This window comes from Streptomyces sp. NPDC018693 (genome assembly GCF_044391385.1).
Classification (GTDB): Bacteria; Actinomycetota; Actinomycetes; order Streptomycetales; family Streptomycetaceae; genus Streptomyces.
This window is the reverse complement of record NZ_JBIRZZ010000014.1, coordinates 157,525-175,077: the sequence shown is the minus strand read 5'-3', so window position 1 is coordinate 175,077 and position 17,553 is coordinate 157,525. Positions and strand designations below refer to the sequence as shown.

The 17,553-nt window shown below is 71.4% G+C and carries 21 protein-coding genes; 19 read left to right on the top strand and 2 right to left on the bottom strand.

From position 1 onward, the window contains the following. The first annotated feature begins 162 nt into the window (after positions 1-162). Together ACH5AC_RS30310 and ACH5AC_RS30305 are read left to right on the top strand one after the other, a co-directional pair. Positions 163-453, top strand: a complete 291-nt coding sequence (locus ACH5AC_RS30310; protein ID WP_398865400.1) for a hypothetical protein — start codon at positions 163-165, stop codon at positions 451-453. 116 nt (positions 454-569) lie between these two features. Further along, positions 570-902, top strand: coding sequence for a hypothetical protein (locus tag ACH5AC_RS30305; RefSeq protein ID WP_398865399.1), 333 nt, complete (start codon positions 570-572; stop codon positions 900-902). 43 nt (positions 903-945) lie between these two features. Here the strand turns inward: ACH5AC_RS30305 and ACH5AC_RS30300 are convergent, their stop codons facing one another. Further along, positions 946-1,770 (bottom strand): hypothetical protein, encoded by an 825-nt coding sequence (locus tag ACH5AC_RS30300; protein ID WP_398865398.1) that lies wholly within the window; start codon positions 1,768-1,770, stop codon positions 946-948. A gap of 447 nt (positions 1,771-2,217) precedes the next feature. On the opposite strand from ACH5AC_RS30300, the gene ACH5AC_RS30295 reads away from it, so the two are divergent. Next, a complete protein-coding gene (locus tag ACH5AC_RS30295) occupies positions 2,218-2,430 on the top strand; it encodes a hypothetical protein (protein ID WP_398865397.1) in 213 nt (70 codons plus the stop codon). Between the two features lie 70 nt (positions 2,431-2,500). Here ACH5AC_RS30295 and ACH5AC_RS30290 read toward each other — a convergent pair whose 3' ends face one another. Then, positions 2,501-3,001, bottom strand: coding sequence for a hypothetical protein (locus ACH5AC_RS30290; RefSeq protein WP_398865396.1), 501 nt, complete (start codon positions 2,999-3,001; stop codon positions 2,501-2,503). On the opposite strand from ACH5AC_RS30290, the gene ACH5AC_RS30285 reads away from it, so the two are divergent. From ACH5AC_RS30285 to ACH5AC_RS30210, 16 genes are all read left to right on the top strand, one after another. Continuing rightward, the gene (locus ACH5AC_RS30285; protein WP_398865395.1) at positions 3,000-3,740 is read left to right on the top strand and encodes a hypothetical protein; all 741 of its coding nucleotides are present in this window, start codon (positions 3,000-3,002) and stop codon (positions 3,738-3,740) included. The genes ACH5AC_RS30290 and ACH5AC_RS30285 overlap by 2 nt on opposite strands. A 19-nt stretch (positions 3,741-3,759) precedes the next feature. Continuing rightward, on the top strand, positions 3,760-4,956 hold the full coding sequence (locus tag ACH5AC_RS30280) for a phage tail protein (protein ID WP_398865394.1): 1,197 nt from the start codon (positions 3,760-3,762) through the stop codon (positions 4,954-4,956). Between the two features lie 11 nt (positions 4,957-4,967). Next, on the top strand, positions 4,968-6,230 hold the full coding sequence (locus ACH5AC_RS30275; RefSeq protein WP_398865392.1) for a tape-measure protein: 1,263 nt from the start codon (positions 4,968-4,970) through the stop codon (positions 6,228-6,230). 45 nt (positions 6,231-6,275) lie between these two features. Next, positions 6,276-7,196: a phage distal tail protein gene (locus tag ACH5AC_RS30270; protein ID WP_398865391.1), complete on the top strand. Its 921-nt coding sequence runs from the start codon at positions 6,276-6,278 to the stop codon at positions 7,194-7,196. A 43-nt stretch (positions 7,197-7,239) separates the two neighbouring features. Continuing rightward, positions 7,240-8,436 carry a hypothetical protein gene (locus ACH5AC_RS30265; RefSeq protein ID WP_398865390.1) on the top strand — a complete coding sequence of 399 codons (1,197 nt, stop codon included), beginning with the start codon at positions 7,240-7,242 and terminating at the stop codon, positions 8,434-8,436. A gap of 78 nt (positions 8,437-8,514) precedes the next feature. Beyond that, positions 8,515-9,732 carry a hypothetical protein gene (locus ACH5AC_RS30260; RefSeq protein ID WP_398865389.1) on the top strand — a complete coding sequence of 406 codons (1,218 nt, stop codon included), beginning with the start codon at positions 8,515-8,517 and terminating at the stop codon, positions 9,730-9,732. Positions 9,733-9,754: 22 nt separating this feature from the next. Next, the gene (locus tag ACH5AC_RS30255; RefSeq protein ID WP_398865388.1) at positions 9,755-10,939 is read left to right on the top strand and encodes a hypothetical protein; all 1,185 of its coding nucleotides are present in this window, start codon (positions 9,755-9,757) and stop codon (positions 10,937-10,939) included. 33 nt (positions 10,940-10,972) lie between these two features. Then, positions 10,973-12,076, top strand: coding sequence for a hypothetical protein (locus ACH5AC_RS30250; RefSeq protein ID WP_398865387.1), 1,104 nt, complete (start codon positions 10,973-10,975; stop codon positions 12,074-12,076). Continuing rightward, positions 12,073-13,206: a hypothetical protein gene (locus ACH5AC_RS30245; RefSeq protein WP_398865386.1), complete on the top strand. Its 1,134-nt coding sequence runs from the start codon at positions 12,073-12,075 to the stop codon at positions 13,204-13,206. Before ACH5AC_RS30250 ends, ACH5AC_RS30245 begins: the two co-directional genes overlap by 4 nt. Continuing rightward, positions 13,206-13,922 carry a hypothetical protein gene (locus ACH5AC_RS30240; protein ID WP_398865385.1) on the top strand — a complete coding sequence of 239 codons (717 nt, stop codon included), beginning with the start codon at positions 13,206-13,208 and terminating at the stop codon, positions 13,920-13,922. Before ACH5AC_RS30245 ends, ACH5AC_RS30240 begins: the two co-directional genes overlap by 1 nt. 28 nt (positions 13,923-13,950) lie before the next feature. After that, entirely contained in the window at positions 13,951-14,373 is a 423-nt protein-coding gene (locus tag ACH5AC_RS30235) for an ATP-binding protein (protein WP_398865384.1), read from the top strand. A 238-nt stretch (positions 14,374-14,611) separates the two neighbouring features. Then, the gene (locus ACH5AC_RS30230; protein WP_398865383.1) at positions 14,612-15,499 is read left to right on the top strand and encodes a peptidoglycan-binding protein; all 888 of its coding nucleotides are present in this window, start codon (positions 14,612-14,614) and stop codon (positions 15,497-15,499) included. 27 nt (positions 15,500-15,526) lie between these two features. Beyond that, complete coding sequence (locus ACH5AC_RS30225; protein WP_398865382.1) at positions 15,527-15,808, top strand: hypothetical protein; 282 nt, start codon at positions 15,527-15,529, stop codon at positions 15,806-15,808. After that, on the top strand, positions 15,805-16,071 hold the full coding sequence (locus ACH5AC_RS30220) for a hypothetical protein (RefSeq protein WP_398865381.1): 267 nt from the start codon (positions 15,805-15,807) through the stop codon (positions 16,069-16,071). The genes ACH5AC_RS30225 and ACH5AC_RS30220 overlap by 4 nt, the downstream gene beginning before the upstream one ends. A 154-nt stretch (positions 16,072-16,225) precedes the next feature. Further along, positions 16,226-16,492 (top strand): hypothetical protein, encoded by a 267-nt coding sequence (locus ACH5AC_RS30215; protein ID WP_398865380.1) that lies wholly within the window; start codon positions 16,226-16,228, stop codon positions 16,490-16,492. Between the two features lie 67 nt (positions 16,493-16,559). After that, positions 16,560-17,546: a hypothetical protein gene (locus tag ACH5AC_RS30210; protein ID WP_398865379.1), complete on the top strand. Its 987-nt coding sequence runs from the start codon at positions 16,560-16,562 to the stop codon at positions 17,544-17,546. The last annotated feature ends 7 nt before the right edge of the window (positions 17,547-17,553 follow it).

The following is a 17,553-nucleotide window of genomic DNA, read 5'->3' as shown; positions in this document are numbered from 1 at the left end:
GGGGTTTCGCCCGGGGGGGCTTTGGGTTGGGCGGAAAGTTCTTTTTTATGGACGCTTCGTGGGGGGCCTTCCCGGGGGGGGGGGGGGGCCCCACCCCGGCCCCCCCCGCCCCGACACCTCTCCGCTCCACATCACCGGGTTCCCCAAGGAGTACGCATCACCATGGCCTCTTTCGACGTCAACGCCGCCCGCGCCCAGCGCCTCGAAGCCCTCGGCCGCACCTGGTCGTTCGAGCTCGACGGCGAGACCTTCACGCTGCCCACCGAGCTCACCCGTGCCACCGCCCGGGCGCTGCGCAAGCTCGACGACAACGACGTCGACGGGCTGCTCGGCCTGCTCATGGGCGAGCAGCAGTTCGCCCGCTTCGAACGGCACGAGGTCACCATGCAGGACATCGCCGCCATCCTGGAGGCATACGGCAAGGAGACCGGGCTCGGCCTGGGGGAAGGCTGAGCCTCGTCGGGTTCGTCGACGAACACGCCGAGGCACTCGAAGCGGACCTGCTGCGTTACTACGGCACCGACCTGCTCGACTGGCACCGGGAGCGGCTGTCCGCCCGGCGGCTCGCGGTGCTCATCAAGCATCTGCCGCGCGACAGCGCCCTCAACCGGGAGCTGCACGGGGAGGCCGCCGACTGGTCGGTGACGGACCATCTGCTGGCCGCCGCCGTGGACCATCTGGCGGCCGCCAACTGGATGTTCGCCTCCGTCAACTCCGCGGAGGACGGCGACCAGCCGGAACCCCCGGTGCCGGTGCCGCGACCGACCGACCTGGCGGCGGAGGAGGAGTCCGACCCCGTCGAACGTCCGTTCCCGGACACTCCTCCTCCACGGGACACCGACACCGCAGGTCAGAGCGCATCGGCGCCCTCTCCGGCACAGCTGGCGAGATTCTTCGCCTGACGCACTCCGCGGCGGCACGGGGGGGGCGCAGCACGGGGGCCCTTCAGTGGCCGCCCGGCTGCTCGTCGTCACGACGGCGGACCCCCGCCCGGCCCTCCAACTCGTCCGCGAGGGCACGGGCCTTGTCCGAGAGCCGGGGGCGCTCCTCGCCCCGCGGCCCTGGGGCGGCCGGCTCGGTGGGGTCCCGCGGGGACCGCTGCTCGGCCGACTCCGTGCGGCGCCCCCGGTCTCGGCCTGCTCCTGCTCCCGTCTCACCGGGCAGGGCGAGCGGCGGCACACTGGGCCGGCCGTTACGGCGTAGGACCGGGCGCCGCTCGGAGGGAGCCGCCCGCTTCTCACGCACCTCACGGGCGGACAGCAGTATGTCGGCCGTCGAACCGGAGGCCGGCTCCGCCCCGGTCTGCGCATCCCGCCCGTACTCGGGGTCGTCGTCCCCCTCACCACCGTCACCCGGGGGTGGCACCGGCCCCCCGTCCGCCACCGACCGCTCCCGCTCCCCCCGTTCCTCCACCCGCGTCACCTCGGCAGGGGGCCGCAGCAGTTCCACGTACGGCAGGGGGATCACCTCACCGCCCCGCTGTCCCTCGCCGCGCCGGGCCCGGCGCGGCCTGCGCCCCGTGCGGGCGTCCTCCTGCCCCTGCAGATACGCGACGGTGATCCGCTCCTCGTACGCCCGCCGTATCGCCGGAAGCTGCTCGGCGACCACGTCGGCCCAGCCCGCGCTGTAGGCGGCCAGTTCGCGCCGGTCGAGTTCGGCCCGGGGGAGGACGACGAGGTCCTCCGGCGCGTGCCCGAGGCGGAGGACGAGCTCGGAGACACGGGCGATGAGATGTGGCAGATCAGCGGCTTGTTCAAGCCAGTCGATCACATGCTGATCGGCTACACGCTGTTCGACTACACGCTGATCGAACACATGCTGATCGATCGCACGCTGATGCCGCGCGTTGCTCGCGTCCCCGTCCACCCCGTTGGCCTTGCTCTCGTCCCTGCCCCATCGCGCCCCCCGCGCGAGGACGGCTGCCCGGCCGCCGTCCACCGTCGTCTGATACGCCCTCAGTTCCCCGCTGAGGCGCCTCTGTTCACTGTCCCTTCACCCGACGGGAGGACGGCCGGATCCTACTCCACCAACCTGACACAACCTTCACCGCACCCCGCATCTCCGCAGGTCGTGACCGCGACCCCGGGGTCGGTCCTCGCCAAACCACAGAACCCGACCCCGGATTACTCGTACACTAGTTCGAACAGACGCTTCGAACACCCCCAGAGGCGCCACCTGTACCACCAGCCCGACGGACAGACCGGAAAGCAGGCAGACATGGCGACTGGCACGAGCAACTCCCCGCAGCACCCGATCGACACCTACACCCGCCTCGCCCACCTCCTGCACACCCCCGACCACGAGGCCCTGCTCGACCGCGTCTACGAGGAACTACTCGCCCGCGAGTCCCGCGCCTACGCCGCCGGCTGGTCGGACGCCTTGACAGAGGCCCGCCGCACCGGCGGCACGGAGCGGTGGCACCGCCGGTAGACGCCGACGCCCAGCGCTGAAGCCGTCACCCGTGCACGAGGGAGCGGACCTGGGCAGCGCCCGCTCCCCCTCAGCCGAAGACCACAACGAAGAACACGGCCGACCCCACCACGCCGGCAAGCGCGAGAGCCCCCGTCGCCAGGAAGCGGAGGACGACGAAAGAGGGCAGGGGAGACAGCATCGCCGCCCGCGGGTTGCCTTCCAGGCAGTGGACCTTGACCGCTGAGCCCGGGTTGGGCAGAACTCCCGAATACGGCCCAATTTCAAGTCTAGTACGACCGGCCGACGGGTGGTGATATTCCACCAGAATTGCCATGCCCTTTCCGCTATTTTTCTTGTGTGCCACACAGATCCCGTCGGAAAGGAATCCGCTCCGGGAAAGGCGGAATGCGAGCAGCGATTCCGAGAAGAGCAACAGAAATGCCAGCGCCGGCATGGCGCCGATCATGCCGATCGCCAAAAAAACCAGCGCTCCAACCACAATATCGCCGACCATTTCCCACCCCTCACGGACTACCACGTATCGCTTTTCCGCCAGTATACCGAGCGAAACCGTATGGGAGGTCGCCATGCTGGACCCCACCACCACAGGATATATAAGCAGACTGGTCGCCGAAGAGGTAGCCAAGAATTTCAACGAAATCAAGGAGGAGTCCAAGGCCCACCTCGAAACTCTCGGCGAGAAGGCGCAGTGGTTCCAGGAGAACATACCCGGAGGACAGCAGCTCGAATCCGTTGCGACAGCCGTCCAGGGCACGGACAACACCGGTGTGGCCGCTTCCAATCAGGCTCTCTACTGGAGCACCCAGTTCTTCAAGTTCGACCCGAGCGTGCTCTCCGTATCGCCCAATGTTGTCGACTGGACACCGGGCAGAGGCTTCACCTTCCTCGGTAGCGATCGGCAGCACAGAATTCCCGTGGGCCGGGCAGTGGATCGAATCCCCGGTCTGCGCGCCCTGCGCAGAAACCGCGGCAACGACGAAGAGAACGATGGCGGGGCGAACGACGCCGATCACAGCGAAACGATCAGGAACCTGAAGGACCAACTCGGGGCACAGTCCCGAAAAATCAGAGACCACGATTCTGCGATTCGCAGCCTGCTGGCCGGGCAGCAACGCACTGCCAGAGCCGGCGCGGCAAGCACGGCCGAGCGGGCCCGCCGCGAGGAACGGCGCGCCACGTTCAACCCGCTCCGTCGCCAGACCGCCCTTGCCTCCGCCTCCGAGCTGCGCCAACTCGAAAGCGTGTTGCGACAGACGGAACGGGAGGCCGCGGACCTCGAACGCCGCCTGGCAGGCTCCGGCAGCTGAACTGAAGGAATGACGCCGCATGTCTCTCGTAAGCGCACTGAAGAAATCCACGACGTCACTCAGCGGTTTCCGGACCCAGGCAGATGCCGCCGCCCGAGCCACGAAGGGCCTCGGCGACCAGGCGAAGACCGCCGGAACCGGCCTGCAGAAAATCAAGTCGTCGGCCCAGGGTTCCGCCACCCAGCTCAAGAAACTCAAGACCGCCTCCGACCAGGCCGAGAAGTCCATTTCCAAAACCGGCAGAACCGGATCCACCGCCGGCAAGAACCTCGGCAAGTACGAGTCCGGGGCCAAGAAGGCGGCCAAGGGGCAGGACCGGATGAACAAGTCGATGAAGGGCAACTTCTTCGGCATGCTCATGGACCTGTTGATGCCGCTCATCGAGAAGGTCGTCGAGATGGCGACCCGGTCGAAGACCATGCAGAAGGTGTTGAAGACGGCCTTCAACGCCATCAAGTCCGTGATCAGCAAGGTCATGAAGGCCATCGGGCCGATCATGAAGAACGCCGCGAAGCTGATCAAGTCCGTGTGGAACGGCATCAAGAAGGCGATCTCTGCCGTCGTCAAGGCCGTCGCCAAGGTGATCAAGACTTACGTCGCGATCTGGAAGAAGGTCATCAGCACCGCGCTGAAGGCGATCAAGACGGTCGTCTCCAGCGTGTGGAAGGGCATCAAGGCGGTCATCTCGCCCGTCGTCAACTGGATCAAGTCGGCCATCCCGAACGCCTTCCGGGCCGTCAAGAACAAGCTGTCCAGCATCTGGGGCGGCCTCAAGGGCATCGCCGGCCGCGCCTTCAACGGCATCAAGAGCGCGGTCAGGGGCCCGATCAACGCGGTCATCGGCATCATCAACCGCGCCATCGGCGCCCTCAACGGCATCAAGGTGTCCATCCCCGGCTGGGTCCCGATGGTCGGCGGCAAGACCTTCGGCGTCAGCCTGCCCAAGATCCCCGCCCTCGCGGCCGGCGGTGTCGTCATGCCCCGCTCCGGCGGTGTCCCCGCGATCCTCGCCGAGGCCGGTGAGGCCGAGGCCGTCCTGCCGCTCAGCAAGCTCGACCGGCTGCTGCGCCGCGCCGCCGCCCAGGGCAGGGCGTACGCCGGTGCCGCCATGGCCGGCGGCGGCGCCCTGCACATCGAGAACTACTATGCGGCCGAGACCAGCACCCCGCAGCGCACCGCCGACGCCCTGATGTTCCTCGCGAAGGCCCGCGGATGAGTACGGCGGCCATGAGCACGCCGGTCAACCCCCTCGCCGGGATCGCACCGGCCCTGCGCACCTTCCGTACGAACCTCGCCCGCGGCGGCGACACCCTGCGCGCCCTCACCGCCCGCGTCAGGAGCGCCGCCACCGCCACCGACCGCATCCGCTCCGCCGCCGACCAGGCCGCCGGCGCCGTACGCCGGACCAAGACGGACGCCGACGCCACCGCCCGCTCCCTCACCCGGGCCGGGCGCTCCGCCGGCACCGCCGCCACCGGGGTGAAGTCCTTCGGCACCCGCGCCAAGGGCGCCACCCGTGCCCTCGGCAGACTGAAGGGCGGCGGCCTGCTGGCCCTGATCGGCGGGCTCGTCGGCGCCGCCGGCATCCTCGGCACCCTCCTGGGCGCCTTCGGCACCGCCATGACCATCGGCTCCGGCGTGATGACGGCGATCAACGTCATCACCCGCGCCAACCCCCTCGGCTTCGTCCTCGGCCTCCTCCTCCCGGTCGCCGGCTGGCTGCTGGACCTCGCCATGAACTCCGAGGCCGGTCAGCGGATCATGAAGGCGGTCGGCACCGTCGTACTGAAGTACGTCCAGCTGTACCTCGCGATCCTGACCCCGCTGCTCAAGGCGATCGCGACGGCGGTGAGCACGTACGTCACCGTCTACCTGACCGTCATCACCACCGCGATCAAGGTCGTCGGTGCCCTCATCGGCACCGGCTTCGCCGTCCTGAAGGCCCTCACCACCGGCGACACACGCGCCCTGCGCGACAAGGTGTCCTCCCTCTGGAAGGGCTTCAAGAGCACGGTCAAGCCGGTGCTGGACTGGATCACCAGGGACATCCCCCGGATGTTCGGCCGCGTCAAGGACGCGACGTCCAGCACCCTCGGCGCGCTCGGCAAGTTCGTCACCACCGGCGCGCAGACCGTCGCGGGCGTCATCAAGGGCCCCATCAACGGCCTGATCGCGTTCGCCAACTGGGTCATCGACGGGCTCAACAGCCTCAGCGTCAACATCCTCGGCAAGAAGTTCGGCGTGGACCTCGACAAGATCCCGATGCTCGCCGAGGGCGGCGTCGTGGTCCCCGGCGCGTCCCCCCGGGCCGGCCGGGTACTGCCGCTGACCGCCCTGCACCGGCGGCAGCGGGCGCTCGACCGCCGGCACCGGGCGACGGCGGCCCGGCGCCCGCACCACATCAAGGAGTTCCACGAGAGCCGGACCGCCGGCGTCCACGGCAACGCCGAAGACCTCCTCTTCCTGGCAGCCGCCCACGCCTGCCCATGACCGACCTGACAGCCATGACAGCCATGACAGTGAGGTGACGGCCCGATGGCCGAGATGACCACAACCGCATACACCGACGACGTACCCCCCGGCTCACTCATCACCCGCGACGGGCAGATGCAGTGGGCCGGACTGCTGCTGGGCCCCGGCACCCCCTACGAGATCGACCGCGGCGGCCTCACCGGCTGGGAGGACCTGCCCGAGTACGACTCCTCCGACGCCGACCACCCCACCGCGCACGGCGCCTGGCCCGGCGCCCGCTACGCCCGCCCCCGCCGGATCGGCGGCACGGTGTGGACCGTACCGGCGCAGGACGACTCCGCCACCTCCCTGGAGGCGATGCGCGCACTGCGCCAGGCGCTGCTGCTCGGCGACAGCGAGCGCTGGCTGGCGGTGCGGCTGCACGGCGAGACGCTGGCCGTACGGGCCCGGGTCAGCCAGCGCGTACTGGCCGCCGACCGGACGTACACCACGCAGGGCGTGTCCCGGGCGACCGTGCAGTGGCACGCCACCGACCCGCGCCGCTACGCCGTCACCGAGCAGACCGCCGTCACCGGAGCCCCGCAGCCGGAGAGCGGCCTGACCTGGCCGCTGACCTGGCCGCTGTACTGGGGGCAGGCGACCTCGACCGGTGACGTCACCGTCGACAACGGCGGCTCCGCGCCCACCCACCCGGTGCTCACCTTCACCGGTCCGTGCGTCAACCCGACCGTCATGGACCGCACTTCGGGCCGCCGGCTGCGCTACACGATCGGCCTGGCCGCCGGCGACGAGCTCGTCGTCGACACCGCGGCCGGCACGGTCACCCTCAACGGCACCGCCTCCCGCCGCCACACGGCGGCCGCCGACAGCAGCCCCGAGGAACTGTTCGCCTTCGAACCGGGCCGCGCCCAGCTGGCGTTCCGCCCGGACACCTACGACTCCGGCGCCCGTATGTCGGTCCGCTGGCGCTCCGCGGAGTGGTGACCCGCATGACCTGTCGCATGTCCCCACGAGGAGTGGCGATCACATGACCGTACGATCCGCCTGGCTCACCGAGTTCGGCCAGACCCGCGAGGACACCCGCGTCACCCTCTCCGGCCTGCTCACCCCGAACGCCTTCGCCCCGGAGAACATCCCGCTGAAGGCCCGCGGCGGCCTCGTCCCCGGCGGGTTCGCACTCACCGGCACCGCCGGCAGCATGACCTTCACCGTCGGCCCGGGCCGCGCCTTCATCCAGGGCGGCCGGACCGCCCAGGGCACCTACCCGGTGGCGGTGACCGAGCCGGAGTCCCTCACCGTCGCCGACGGCGACGCCCAGTACGACCGCGTCGACCTGGTCGAACTGGTCGTCCAGGACAGCGTCTACGACGGCACCGCCGAGACCCGGGCCTTCGTCCGCCTGGTCCGGGGCACCCCGGCCGCCACGCCCGTCGTCCCGAACACGCCCGACGGCAGCGCCCTGCCGCTGTACCGGATCCTGGTGCCCGCCCGCGTGTCGGCCGGGACCGGCGGACTGAACTGGTCCGAAGTGGTCACCAACCTGCGCTATCCGACCGTCGCCCTCGGCGGCATCGTCCCCGCCTCCGGCTTCACCGGCGCGTACGCCGGCCAGTACCGGGACACTCCGGGCGTCCTGGAGCGCTGGGACGGCACCGCCTGGGTCGCCTACCCGAAGGCGGTCGGCGGCATCGCCCCGGCCGGCGCGCTGACCACCGGCTCCTACGTCGGCCAGCACCGGGAGGACGGCGCCGGCCGGCTGCAGCGCTGGGACGGCTCCGCCTGGCAGTTCGTCCAGGGCCGGGCGTCGATCCTGCTCAGCGTCTCGCAGGGCACCCGGCAGTCGGTGCCGCACAACACCTGGACGCAGATGACCATGGGGACCGTCGACGTGGACGACGCCTCCGGCTGGGACGGCTCCGGCACCTACGCCGTGCCGCGGGCCGGCTGGTGGCGGGTCGACGGCAACATCACCTGGTTCACCGAGGCCGTCTCGGACGGTTCGCGCGGCGCCCGGATCCTGGTCAACGGCAACGGTGTCCCGCGCGGGACCTGGCTGGTCGGCGCAGGCCCGGCCTCCACCAGCGTCGGCGGCAGCTGCCTGGTGCGCCTCGCGGCCGGCGACCGGCTCACCCTGCACGGCCTGCAGAACTCGGGCGTCACCGTCAGCACCCTCGGCGGCTCCGGCTACGCCACCTGCCTCAGCGCCGAGTGGATCAAGTCCTGACGCACCATCAACACCCTTTGCCACCACACCTTTGCCACCACACCTTTGCCACCACCGTAGACCACAGGAGACCAGCAGATGAACCTGCGCAGCTCATGGGTGGCCGAGACCGGCCAGACCCGCGAGGACACCCGGCTGACCCAGCTCGGCGCGACCACCCCGACCGACCCGCTCCAGGTCCGCTCCGGCATCCTGCCCGGCTCCTACGACGGCCTGTACCGCCTGTCCGGCTTCTGGATGGAGGGCGGCGCGGGCACCATGACCGCCACCGTCCACGAGGGCCGGGCCGTCGTCCAGGCCGAGCCCGGCCAGGGCGCCTATCCGGTCACCCTGCCCGAGCAGACCACCCTCACCTTCGCCGACGGCGACGCCCAGTTCGACCGCGTCGACCTGGTCGTCCTGCGGATCTACGACAACGTCTACGACGCCTCCGGCCGCACCGAGGCCGTCCTGGAGATCGTGCGCGGCGAGCCGAACGCCGTTCCGCAGCCGCCCGCGGTGCCGCCCATCGCGCTGCCGATCTACCGGGTCACCGTCCGCTCCGGGGCCGGCGCGGGCAACGGCGGCGTCAACTGGGCCGCCGACGCCGTGGATCTGCGCACCCCGACCGTCGCGATCGGCGGCATCCTGCCGGTCGTCGGCGACACCGGCGACGGCGCCTACCCCGGCCAGTACCGCGATTCCGGCGGCGCGCTGCAGCGCTGGGACGGCTCGGCCTGGGTGTCGTACCCGAGCGCGCTGGGCGGCATCGCCCCGGCCGGCACGGTGGGCACGGCCAGCTACACCGGCCAGTACCGCGACAGTTCCTCCGGCGTGCTCCAGCGCTGGAACGGCTCCTCCTGGGTGTCGTACCAGCCGGTGCCGACCTGGACCGACTACACCCCGGTGTGGGGCGCCGAGAACGGCACCGCCCCCAGCATCGGCAACGGCGTCCTCGCGGGGTCGTACGCCAAGCTGGGCACGGTCGTGCACGTCCGGATCTATCTGAGGATCGGCTCCACGACCAACCTCGCCGCGCAGGCCGCCAACGGCAACTGGACGTTCAAGCTGCCGGTGCCGCCGGTGTCGACGACATGGAAGCTGGACGGCCGGGTGCTGACCGCCCTCGCCTTCGACTCCTCCGAGACGCTGATGTGGCAGGGCAGCGGACTGCTCTCCACCAACAGCGGCGGCATCGTCCGCTCGCTCCGCGACGGCCTGCACAACTCCGTCGCCATCTGGGACAAGAGCTACCCCCTCACCTGGGCCGTCGGCGACGTCCTGTCGATCTACGGCACCTACGAGTCCGCCTCCTGACCCGCCCGCGAAAGGACCCACCATGAACGCCCGTTCCGCATGGCTGTCGCCGAACGGCCAGACCCGCGAGGACAGCCGGGTCGCCCCGCTCGGCGCCCACACCCCCGTCTCCCCCGTCGGCACCCGCTCGGGCGTCCTGCCGGGCTCCTACAGCGGCGAGCACCGCGTCTCCGGCTTCTGGCTGGCCGGCACCGCCGGGTCGATGACCGCCGAGGTCAGCACCGGCCGGGCGGTGATCCAGGCCGAGGAGACACGCGGCGCCTACCCGGTGGCCGTCACCGAGGGCATCCTGCTCACGTTCGCCGACGGCGACGCCCAGTACGACCGCGTCGACCTGGTCGTCCTGCGGATCTACGACGACGCCTACGACGCCTCCGGGCGCACCGAGGCCGCCGTCGAGGTCGTCCCGGGCACCCCGGCCGCCGTCCCGGCCGCGCCCGCCGCGCCGGGCCTGTCGCTGCCGTTGTTCGAGGTCACCGTGAAGACCGGCCGCAGCACCGGCAACGGCGGCATCGACTGGAGCACGTCCCTGAAGGACCTGCGTCCCACCACCGTCGCCATCGGCGGCATCCTGCCGACCGCCGCCGGCGATGGCGTGAACGGCGCCTACCCGGGCCAGTACCGGGACGTCAACAGCGCGCTCCAGCGCTGGAACGGCACCGCCTGGCTGCCGTACCCGCGCGACATCGGCGGCATCGTCCCGGCCGGCACGCTGACCACCGGCGGCTACCCGGGCCAGTACCGCGACTCCTCGCTGGGCCAGTTGCAGCGCTGGAACGGCACGGCCTGGCTGCCGGCCGTGCCGGGGCCGGTGTTCGCGTCGAGCCTGGACGGCGGATACACCGCCTCGACCACGTACACGGCCGCCCTCGACGAGACCGCCGTCTCCGCGCTGACCCTCACCTTCACCGCCCCGCCCTCGGGAGCGGTGATCATCAGCCTGGGCTGCCGCATGCGGTCCAGCGACACCACGTCCGCCTACATGTGCCCGAAGGTCACCCGGGGCGGCACCGTGGTCTGGGACGTGAACGACGAGCGCGCCGCCATCTGCTCGGGCGCCCGGACCACCTCCGTCTCCGCGCAGCTGCGACTCGGCTCGCTGACCCCCGGCGAGAGCCACACGGTCACCGCCATGCACCGGTCCAGCGACGCCACCGTCCGATGCTGGTTCGACAGCATGTACCTGCGCGTCGACCCCCTCGCCTGACCTCACCCCCGTCTTCACCCCAAGGAGTCGACCATGCCCGTACGCTCCGGCTGGCTGTCCCCCGACGGACAGTCCCGTGAGGACACCCGGCTCGGCGCGCTCGGCGCGCTCACCCCGACCTCGCCCGTCACCACCCGCTCCGGTGTCCTGCCGGGCTCCGCCGACGGCCAGTGGCGGATCTCCGGCTTCACCGTGACCGGCGTCGACGGCACCATGACCGCCGACGTCCACCCGGGCCGCGCCCTCGTCCAGGGCACCGACGCCCAGGGCGCCTACCCGGTCGCGCTGACCGAGCCCCTCCCGCTCACCTTCGCCGACGGCGACCCGCAGTACGACCGGATCGACCTGGTCGTCCTGCGGGTGTACGACGACGTCTACGACGGCTCCGGCCGCCACGAGGCCGCCGTCGAGGTCGTCCCGGGCACCCCGGCCGCCGTGCCGGCCGCACCGGACACACCCCCGCTGTCCCTCCCGCTCTACCGGGTCACCGTCGCCAAGGGTTCGAGCACGGGCGGCGGAGGGCTCGCCTGGGACTCGGCGCTCACCGGTGTCCGTACCGCCACGGTCGCGGTCGGCGGCATCCTGCCGGTCACCAGCGACACCTCGATCGGCGCCTACCCCGGCCAGTACCGCGACGCGGGCGGCCGCCTCCAGCGCTGGACCGGCTCGGCCTGGACCGACTACCCGGTGCTGCCGACCTGGCAGAGCTGGACCCCGGCCTGGACGACCGGCTCCGGCAGCGCCACCCCGTCGTACGGCAACGCCACGCTGAACTGCCGGTACGTCAAGTCCGGTACGACCGTGCACCTCAACTTCTCGATCCAGTTCGGCACCACCACCAACTTCGGCGCCAACCCCGCCACCGGGGACAACTGGCGGTTCTCGCTGCCGGTGCCGGCGTCCGCCGCCCACCCCGTGATCGGCTTCGCCGAGCTGTCCGCCAGCAACAGCGCCCGCGCCATGGGCCGGATCTACCTCGCCACCACCAGCACCTTCGAACTGAACATCGGCACGGGCCGGGTCGACGCCACCGCGATCACCTCTCCCACGTACGGCACCGTGGACTCCCTGTCGCCCTGGACCTGGTCCTCCCCGCACGCCATCCGTGGCTCCGCCACCTACGAGGCCGCCTCATGACGACCACCACCCCGTACCGCGCGATCTTCTGCGACCTGCGCGACGACACCACCATCGACATCCTGCCGCTGCGGGACGTCACCGTCGACGACTACATCGGCAAGGCCGGCTCGCTCTCCGGCACCGTCCCCGTGCCCGACGCGGAGATGGCCGCCCGGGTCCGCCGCATCGAGGAGGGCCGCACCGCGGTCTACCTCCAGCGCGGCAACGACCTGTGGTGGGGCGGCATCATCTGGACGGCCACCCTGCAGAGCGACGACCGGGGCGTGCTCACCCTCGGCATCCAGGCGGCCACCTTCGAGTCGTACGCCGGGCGCCGCCGTATCCGCGCCGACCTCTCCTTCACCGACGAGGACCAGCTGGTCGTGGCCCGCAAGCTGTGGGAGCACCTCCAGCTCGGCCGGTTCGCCGACGAGGCGGACAGGCCCACGCGGATCGGCGGGAACATCGGCGTCTCCTACGGCTACGAGACCTCCGGCCAGCGGCGCACCGCCCTGTACCGGGACGGCGACGAGACCGTCTACCTGGAGGCGATCGACGCGCTCGCGGCCCAGGACAACGGCTTCGAGCACCACATCTCCGTCTACCGCGACCCGGGCACCGGCACGCGGGTACGACGGCTGCGGCTCGGCAGCCCGAAGATCCGCACCGGCACCACCGACCTGGTGATGGACCGCCCGGGCACCATCCTGTCGTACTCCTTCCCGCGCGACGCCACCCGCGGCGGCACCACCGCCCGGGCCCGTGGCGGCAGCGACAACACCAACCAGGCCGCCGAGTCCCGCCCGGTGTTCGCCGACGCCGACGAGGCGAGCGAACTGATCGCGGCCGGCTATCCGCGCATCGACCTGTCCTCGGACCACAACGAGACGACCAGCAAGGCCGTCCTGAAGTCCCTGGCCACCGCCGAACTCGCCCAGGCCACCGGCGCGGTGGTGATCCCCGCGATCAGCATCCGCCTCGACGACCTGGTGCCGCCCGCGCTGCTCGGGCGGACCGTGCGGATCCGGATCACCGACGAGTGGTGGACCGAGGGCCTCGACGCGCGCTTCCGGATCATCGGCGTCAAGGTCAGCCCGGCGCAGCGCGGCCGCCCCGACACCGCCGAGCTCTACCTGGAGGAGGTCTGATGCCCCAGCTGCCCGAAGACATCATCGACCGGCTGACCCAGATGGAACGCCGCATCCAGCAGCTGTCCACCGCCGTCAACAGCCGGCCGGCGCTCAACCGGATCTCCGGCGGCGCGGTCGAGATCACCGACGGCGGCTCCCTGCTGGTGCGCACGCCCTCCAACACGCCGATGTTCCGGGTCGGCAAGTGGAGCGGCGACGAGTACGGCATGGAGATCCACCGGCAGAGCGGCAGCCTCGCCCTCAGCCTCTACAACGGCGACGCGTCCAGCACCTCGCTGCAGCCGCTGCGGATCTACGACTCCGCCAACCGGGAGATCATCTCCGACGACATCGTCACCGGGGGTCTCGCCCGGCCGTGGCTGGCGCTGCTGCCGCCGCAGGACACGTCGACCGCGCGCTGGCCGCAGACCACCACCACCTCCTGGACGACGGTCGCGATGTCCTACAACGTCGTCTGGCAGCCGGTGCTGCGCCTCCTGGTGAACACCAGGGTCAGCTCGGGCGCCTCCGGCCAGGTCCGGGTCCTCGTCAACGGCGCGCAGTGGGGCAGTACCACCAGCGCGCCGGCCGACTTCGACAACACCGGCCAGATCGCGGCCGACTTCGGCGCGGTCTTCGGCAAGCAGGTCAAGGTCGAGATCCAGGCCATGGTCACGAGCGCCTCCGGCACGGTCTACGCGAACCCGGTCCTGATGCACACCCGCCAGACGTGACACCAGACGCGACAAGGGAGCTTTCCTCATGGACATAGACCCCACCCAGCCCTGGGGCCTGGCCATCGACTACGCCGGCCGCGCCACCCTCGTCGAGGCCGGCCACACCATCCACATCAACGTCTCCGACTCCGGCTTCAGCAGCGTCATCGGCCCCGACTCGATCACCGGCACCTACCTCCCGGTCAACATCAGCGCCGAGTTCACGGAAACAGGCCCCCGAGGCGTGACCCTCCGCGGCTACGGCCGCGTCACGGTCCACCCGGTCGGCACCGCCCCGGTCGTCCCCGACCAGTCCGCCATCCAACGCGCCGTAACCGAAGCCCTGACCGACTTCAACTCCAACACCGCGGCCTACCTGACCCTCTGCACCACCTGGACCCCGAACCCGGGCGACGACGAACCCCCGACCGACCCGAGCCCCAACGAACCGGACCCCGAAGGCCCATAGCCACATCCTCGCCGTAGCTGCGGGCAGTCGTGCCTCCCCCAGTGCCTTAAGGGCCTGGGAGGTGCCCCCAGGCGGCACGGGTGGGCTGGGGGTCCCCCCTCTGGGGGAGGCACCTCGCCAGCGCCGAGCCGCGCACCCCACCCCCACCCGCCACAGCGCAGCCGCACCAACACACCCCGAGCCGCTCCAACACCGGCCGGGGTTTTCTCGTACCCGCTCAACACTCAGGGAGGCACCCATGGCCACCCCCCTCTCCGCCGACGCCCTCACATCCGCTCTGCGCGCCGAGGGCGTCACCGTCGTCGAACACCCCGGCTGGCGCACGCACAACCGCAACCACAGAGGCACCTGGGGCCCAGTCAACGGCGTGATCATCCACCACACAGTCACCTCAGGCACCACCCCCAGCGTCGAACTCTGCTTCAACGGCCACTCCACCCTCCCCGGCCCCCTCTGCCACGGCGTGATCGCCAAGGACGGCACCGTCCACCTGGTCGGCCACGGCCGCACCAACCACGCCGGCACCGGCGACGCCGACGTCCTCAACGCGGTCATCACCGAGCGCACCCCCCTCCCCCCACCGAACCAGAACAACACGGACGGCAACGCCCGCTTCTACGGCTTCGAGTGCGTCAACCTCGGCGACGGCAAGGACCCCTGGCCCGAGCCCCAACTGGACGCGATAGTGCGGACCTCCGCCGCCATCTGCCGAGCCCACGGCTGGAGCGCCCGCTCTGTCATCGGCCACAAGGAGTGGACCAACACCAAGATCGACCCGCGCGGCTTCGCGATGACGGACCTGCGCGACCGCATCGCCGCCCGTCTGACCAAGCGTCCCGCCACAGGGCCGAGTCCACAGCCCACCCCGGCCGCGAAGTACCAGCCCTACCCCGGCGCCGCCTGGTTCAAGAAGAACCCGCGCTCCCCCATCGTCACCGCGATGGGCAAGCGCCTGGTCGCCGTCGGCTGCTCGGCCTACACCAAAGGCCCCGGCCCCCAGTGGACCGACGCCGACCGCCGCTCGTACGCCAAGTGGCAACGCAAGCTCGGCTACACCGGCCTCGACGCCGACGGCTGGCCCGGCGCCAGGTCCTGGGCGGCCCTGAAAGTCCCGTACAGCTCCTGAAGAAGCGAGTGAAGAAGCGAGGTCCCCGTGTCCGAGGCCGCCAAGCGAACCCTCCGCACCGTAGTCCAGACCGCTGTCGGCCTGTGCGTCCTGCTGCCGACGGTCGTCGACGCCGCCGGCATCCCCGAGACGCTCCCCTGGGCGGCCGCCGCCCTGGCCGCCGCCGCGGCCGTCACCCGGGTGATGGCCGTCCCCGGCGTCCAGGCGCTGCTCCCTTCCTGGCTGCGCACCGAGAACACCGAGAGCACCGAAATCCCCACAAGCACCCGCAGCACCGATACGACACCCCCGGAACGGAGGGCCGCGTGAACGAACCCCACCCGCTCTCCGACCCCACCGCCGTCGCCGTGGAACTGGAGCGTCTGCGCGGCACGGTGGAGGCCGGCTTCGCCCGCGTCGACGGCTCCCTCGCCCTGCTGGTGCAGCGCAGCGACCAGACCGACAAACAGCTCGCCGACCACGAGCAGCGCCTGGACGCCCTGGAACGCTCCCGCTGGCCCCTCGCCAGCATCGCCGCCCTGGCCGCGGTGTCCACGGCGGCGGTCGCCGTCTGGGAACTGGCGGTCCGCTGACTCAAAAACTGCCGGACCCCGGCAAGTTCCACCCCCGGGAAACAGCCGACAGCAGCCCCTGTCCGCCCACCCCCCGGTCCCGCACCATGGCTCCTGACGGCCGGTCACCGGCCGTACGTACGGGGATTCAAGGACGAGGACCGGGGGGCCCGCCATGTCACACGACCCGAACACACTGACCGGACGCCTGGACCCGCTCGGCGTCGACGTCCGCCTGGCCGTCATCGAGTACGACGACTGCCTCACCGAGTACGGCCCGCGCGCCGACGACCCGGACGTCCCGCGCCACGCCCTCGACGACTACGCGCTCGCCCTCGACATCCTGGCCCTGGCCCGCCGGGCCCCCGTCGAGGACGTGCCCGCGCTGCTCACCGTGGGCACCAAGGCCCTGCTCCGCTTCCACGGCGCCGCGCGCGGCTGACCGGCTCCGGCACGATCATGCTGCCGGAACCCGGCAGCGAACCGCACCACCGAACGGGGGTGGCTCCATGCGGCACACACTCACACCACGCCGACCGAAGGCCCTGCTGCACGGCTGGCTCATCGGCAACATCGGCTTCCTCGCCCTGATCGCCGTCGTCGGCGGCCTCTCCCTCGACGGCGGCGCCGTCGGCCTCGCCCTCTACACGGCCCTGGTCCTGCCGCCGATGGCGGCCGGCCTCCGCCTCACCAGAGCGCCACGCGCCGCGGCAGACCCCGCACCGGAACCCCCGCCCGACACCGAGACCGAGCGGGCCATCACCCACTACGGCGAACGGCTGCGCACCCACCCCTACGTCCCCGGCCCCACCGCCGCCCCGGAGGAGCTCGCGGACTACCGCACCGCACTCGACGCCTACGAGCAGGCCAAGCACAGCTCCCCCACCGAGGTGCCGGCGCTGCTGGCCCGCGGCGGCGCGGCAATGCGACGGCTGGGCGGCGACGACCACCCCACCGCCGGCATCACCTGGAACCACGGCCAGGGCTCGATGAAGATACGCCTGCCCCGCCCCGCCGCGGGCAGCGCCGCCGTGCTGGCGTTCGAGACGGACGAGGCACAACACTTCTTCGTGCACACCCGCACCGGCCACCCCTCCCGCCGCCAGCTGCTGCTCAACGGCGGCCCGGACCCCACCAGCGCCTACGTCACCGTGCCCCCGCAGGACGCCGACACACTGATCGTCGAGGTCACCGCCCAGGGCTCCTGGCGGCTGGCGCTGCGCCCGATCGACCAGGTACGACGGCTGCCGAACGGCGGACGCATCCGCGGCCGCGGCACGGAGACCGTACTGAAGAGCAGCGGCCCGCGCGCACTGGAGTTCGAGCACCACGACGACTCACCGTTCACCGTGCGCCGGCTCACCCGCTCCCTGCGCCCCGCCGAAGTGCTCGCCGAGGGCCGCGGCACGGCCCGGCTGACCGTCGCCGTGACGGACCGCTGCGCCGTCCGCGTCGACAGCGGCGGCACCTGGACCCTGCGGGCGCCGAGGACCTGAGCACCGG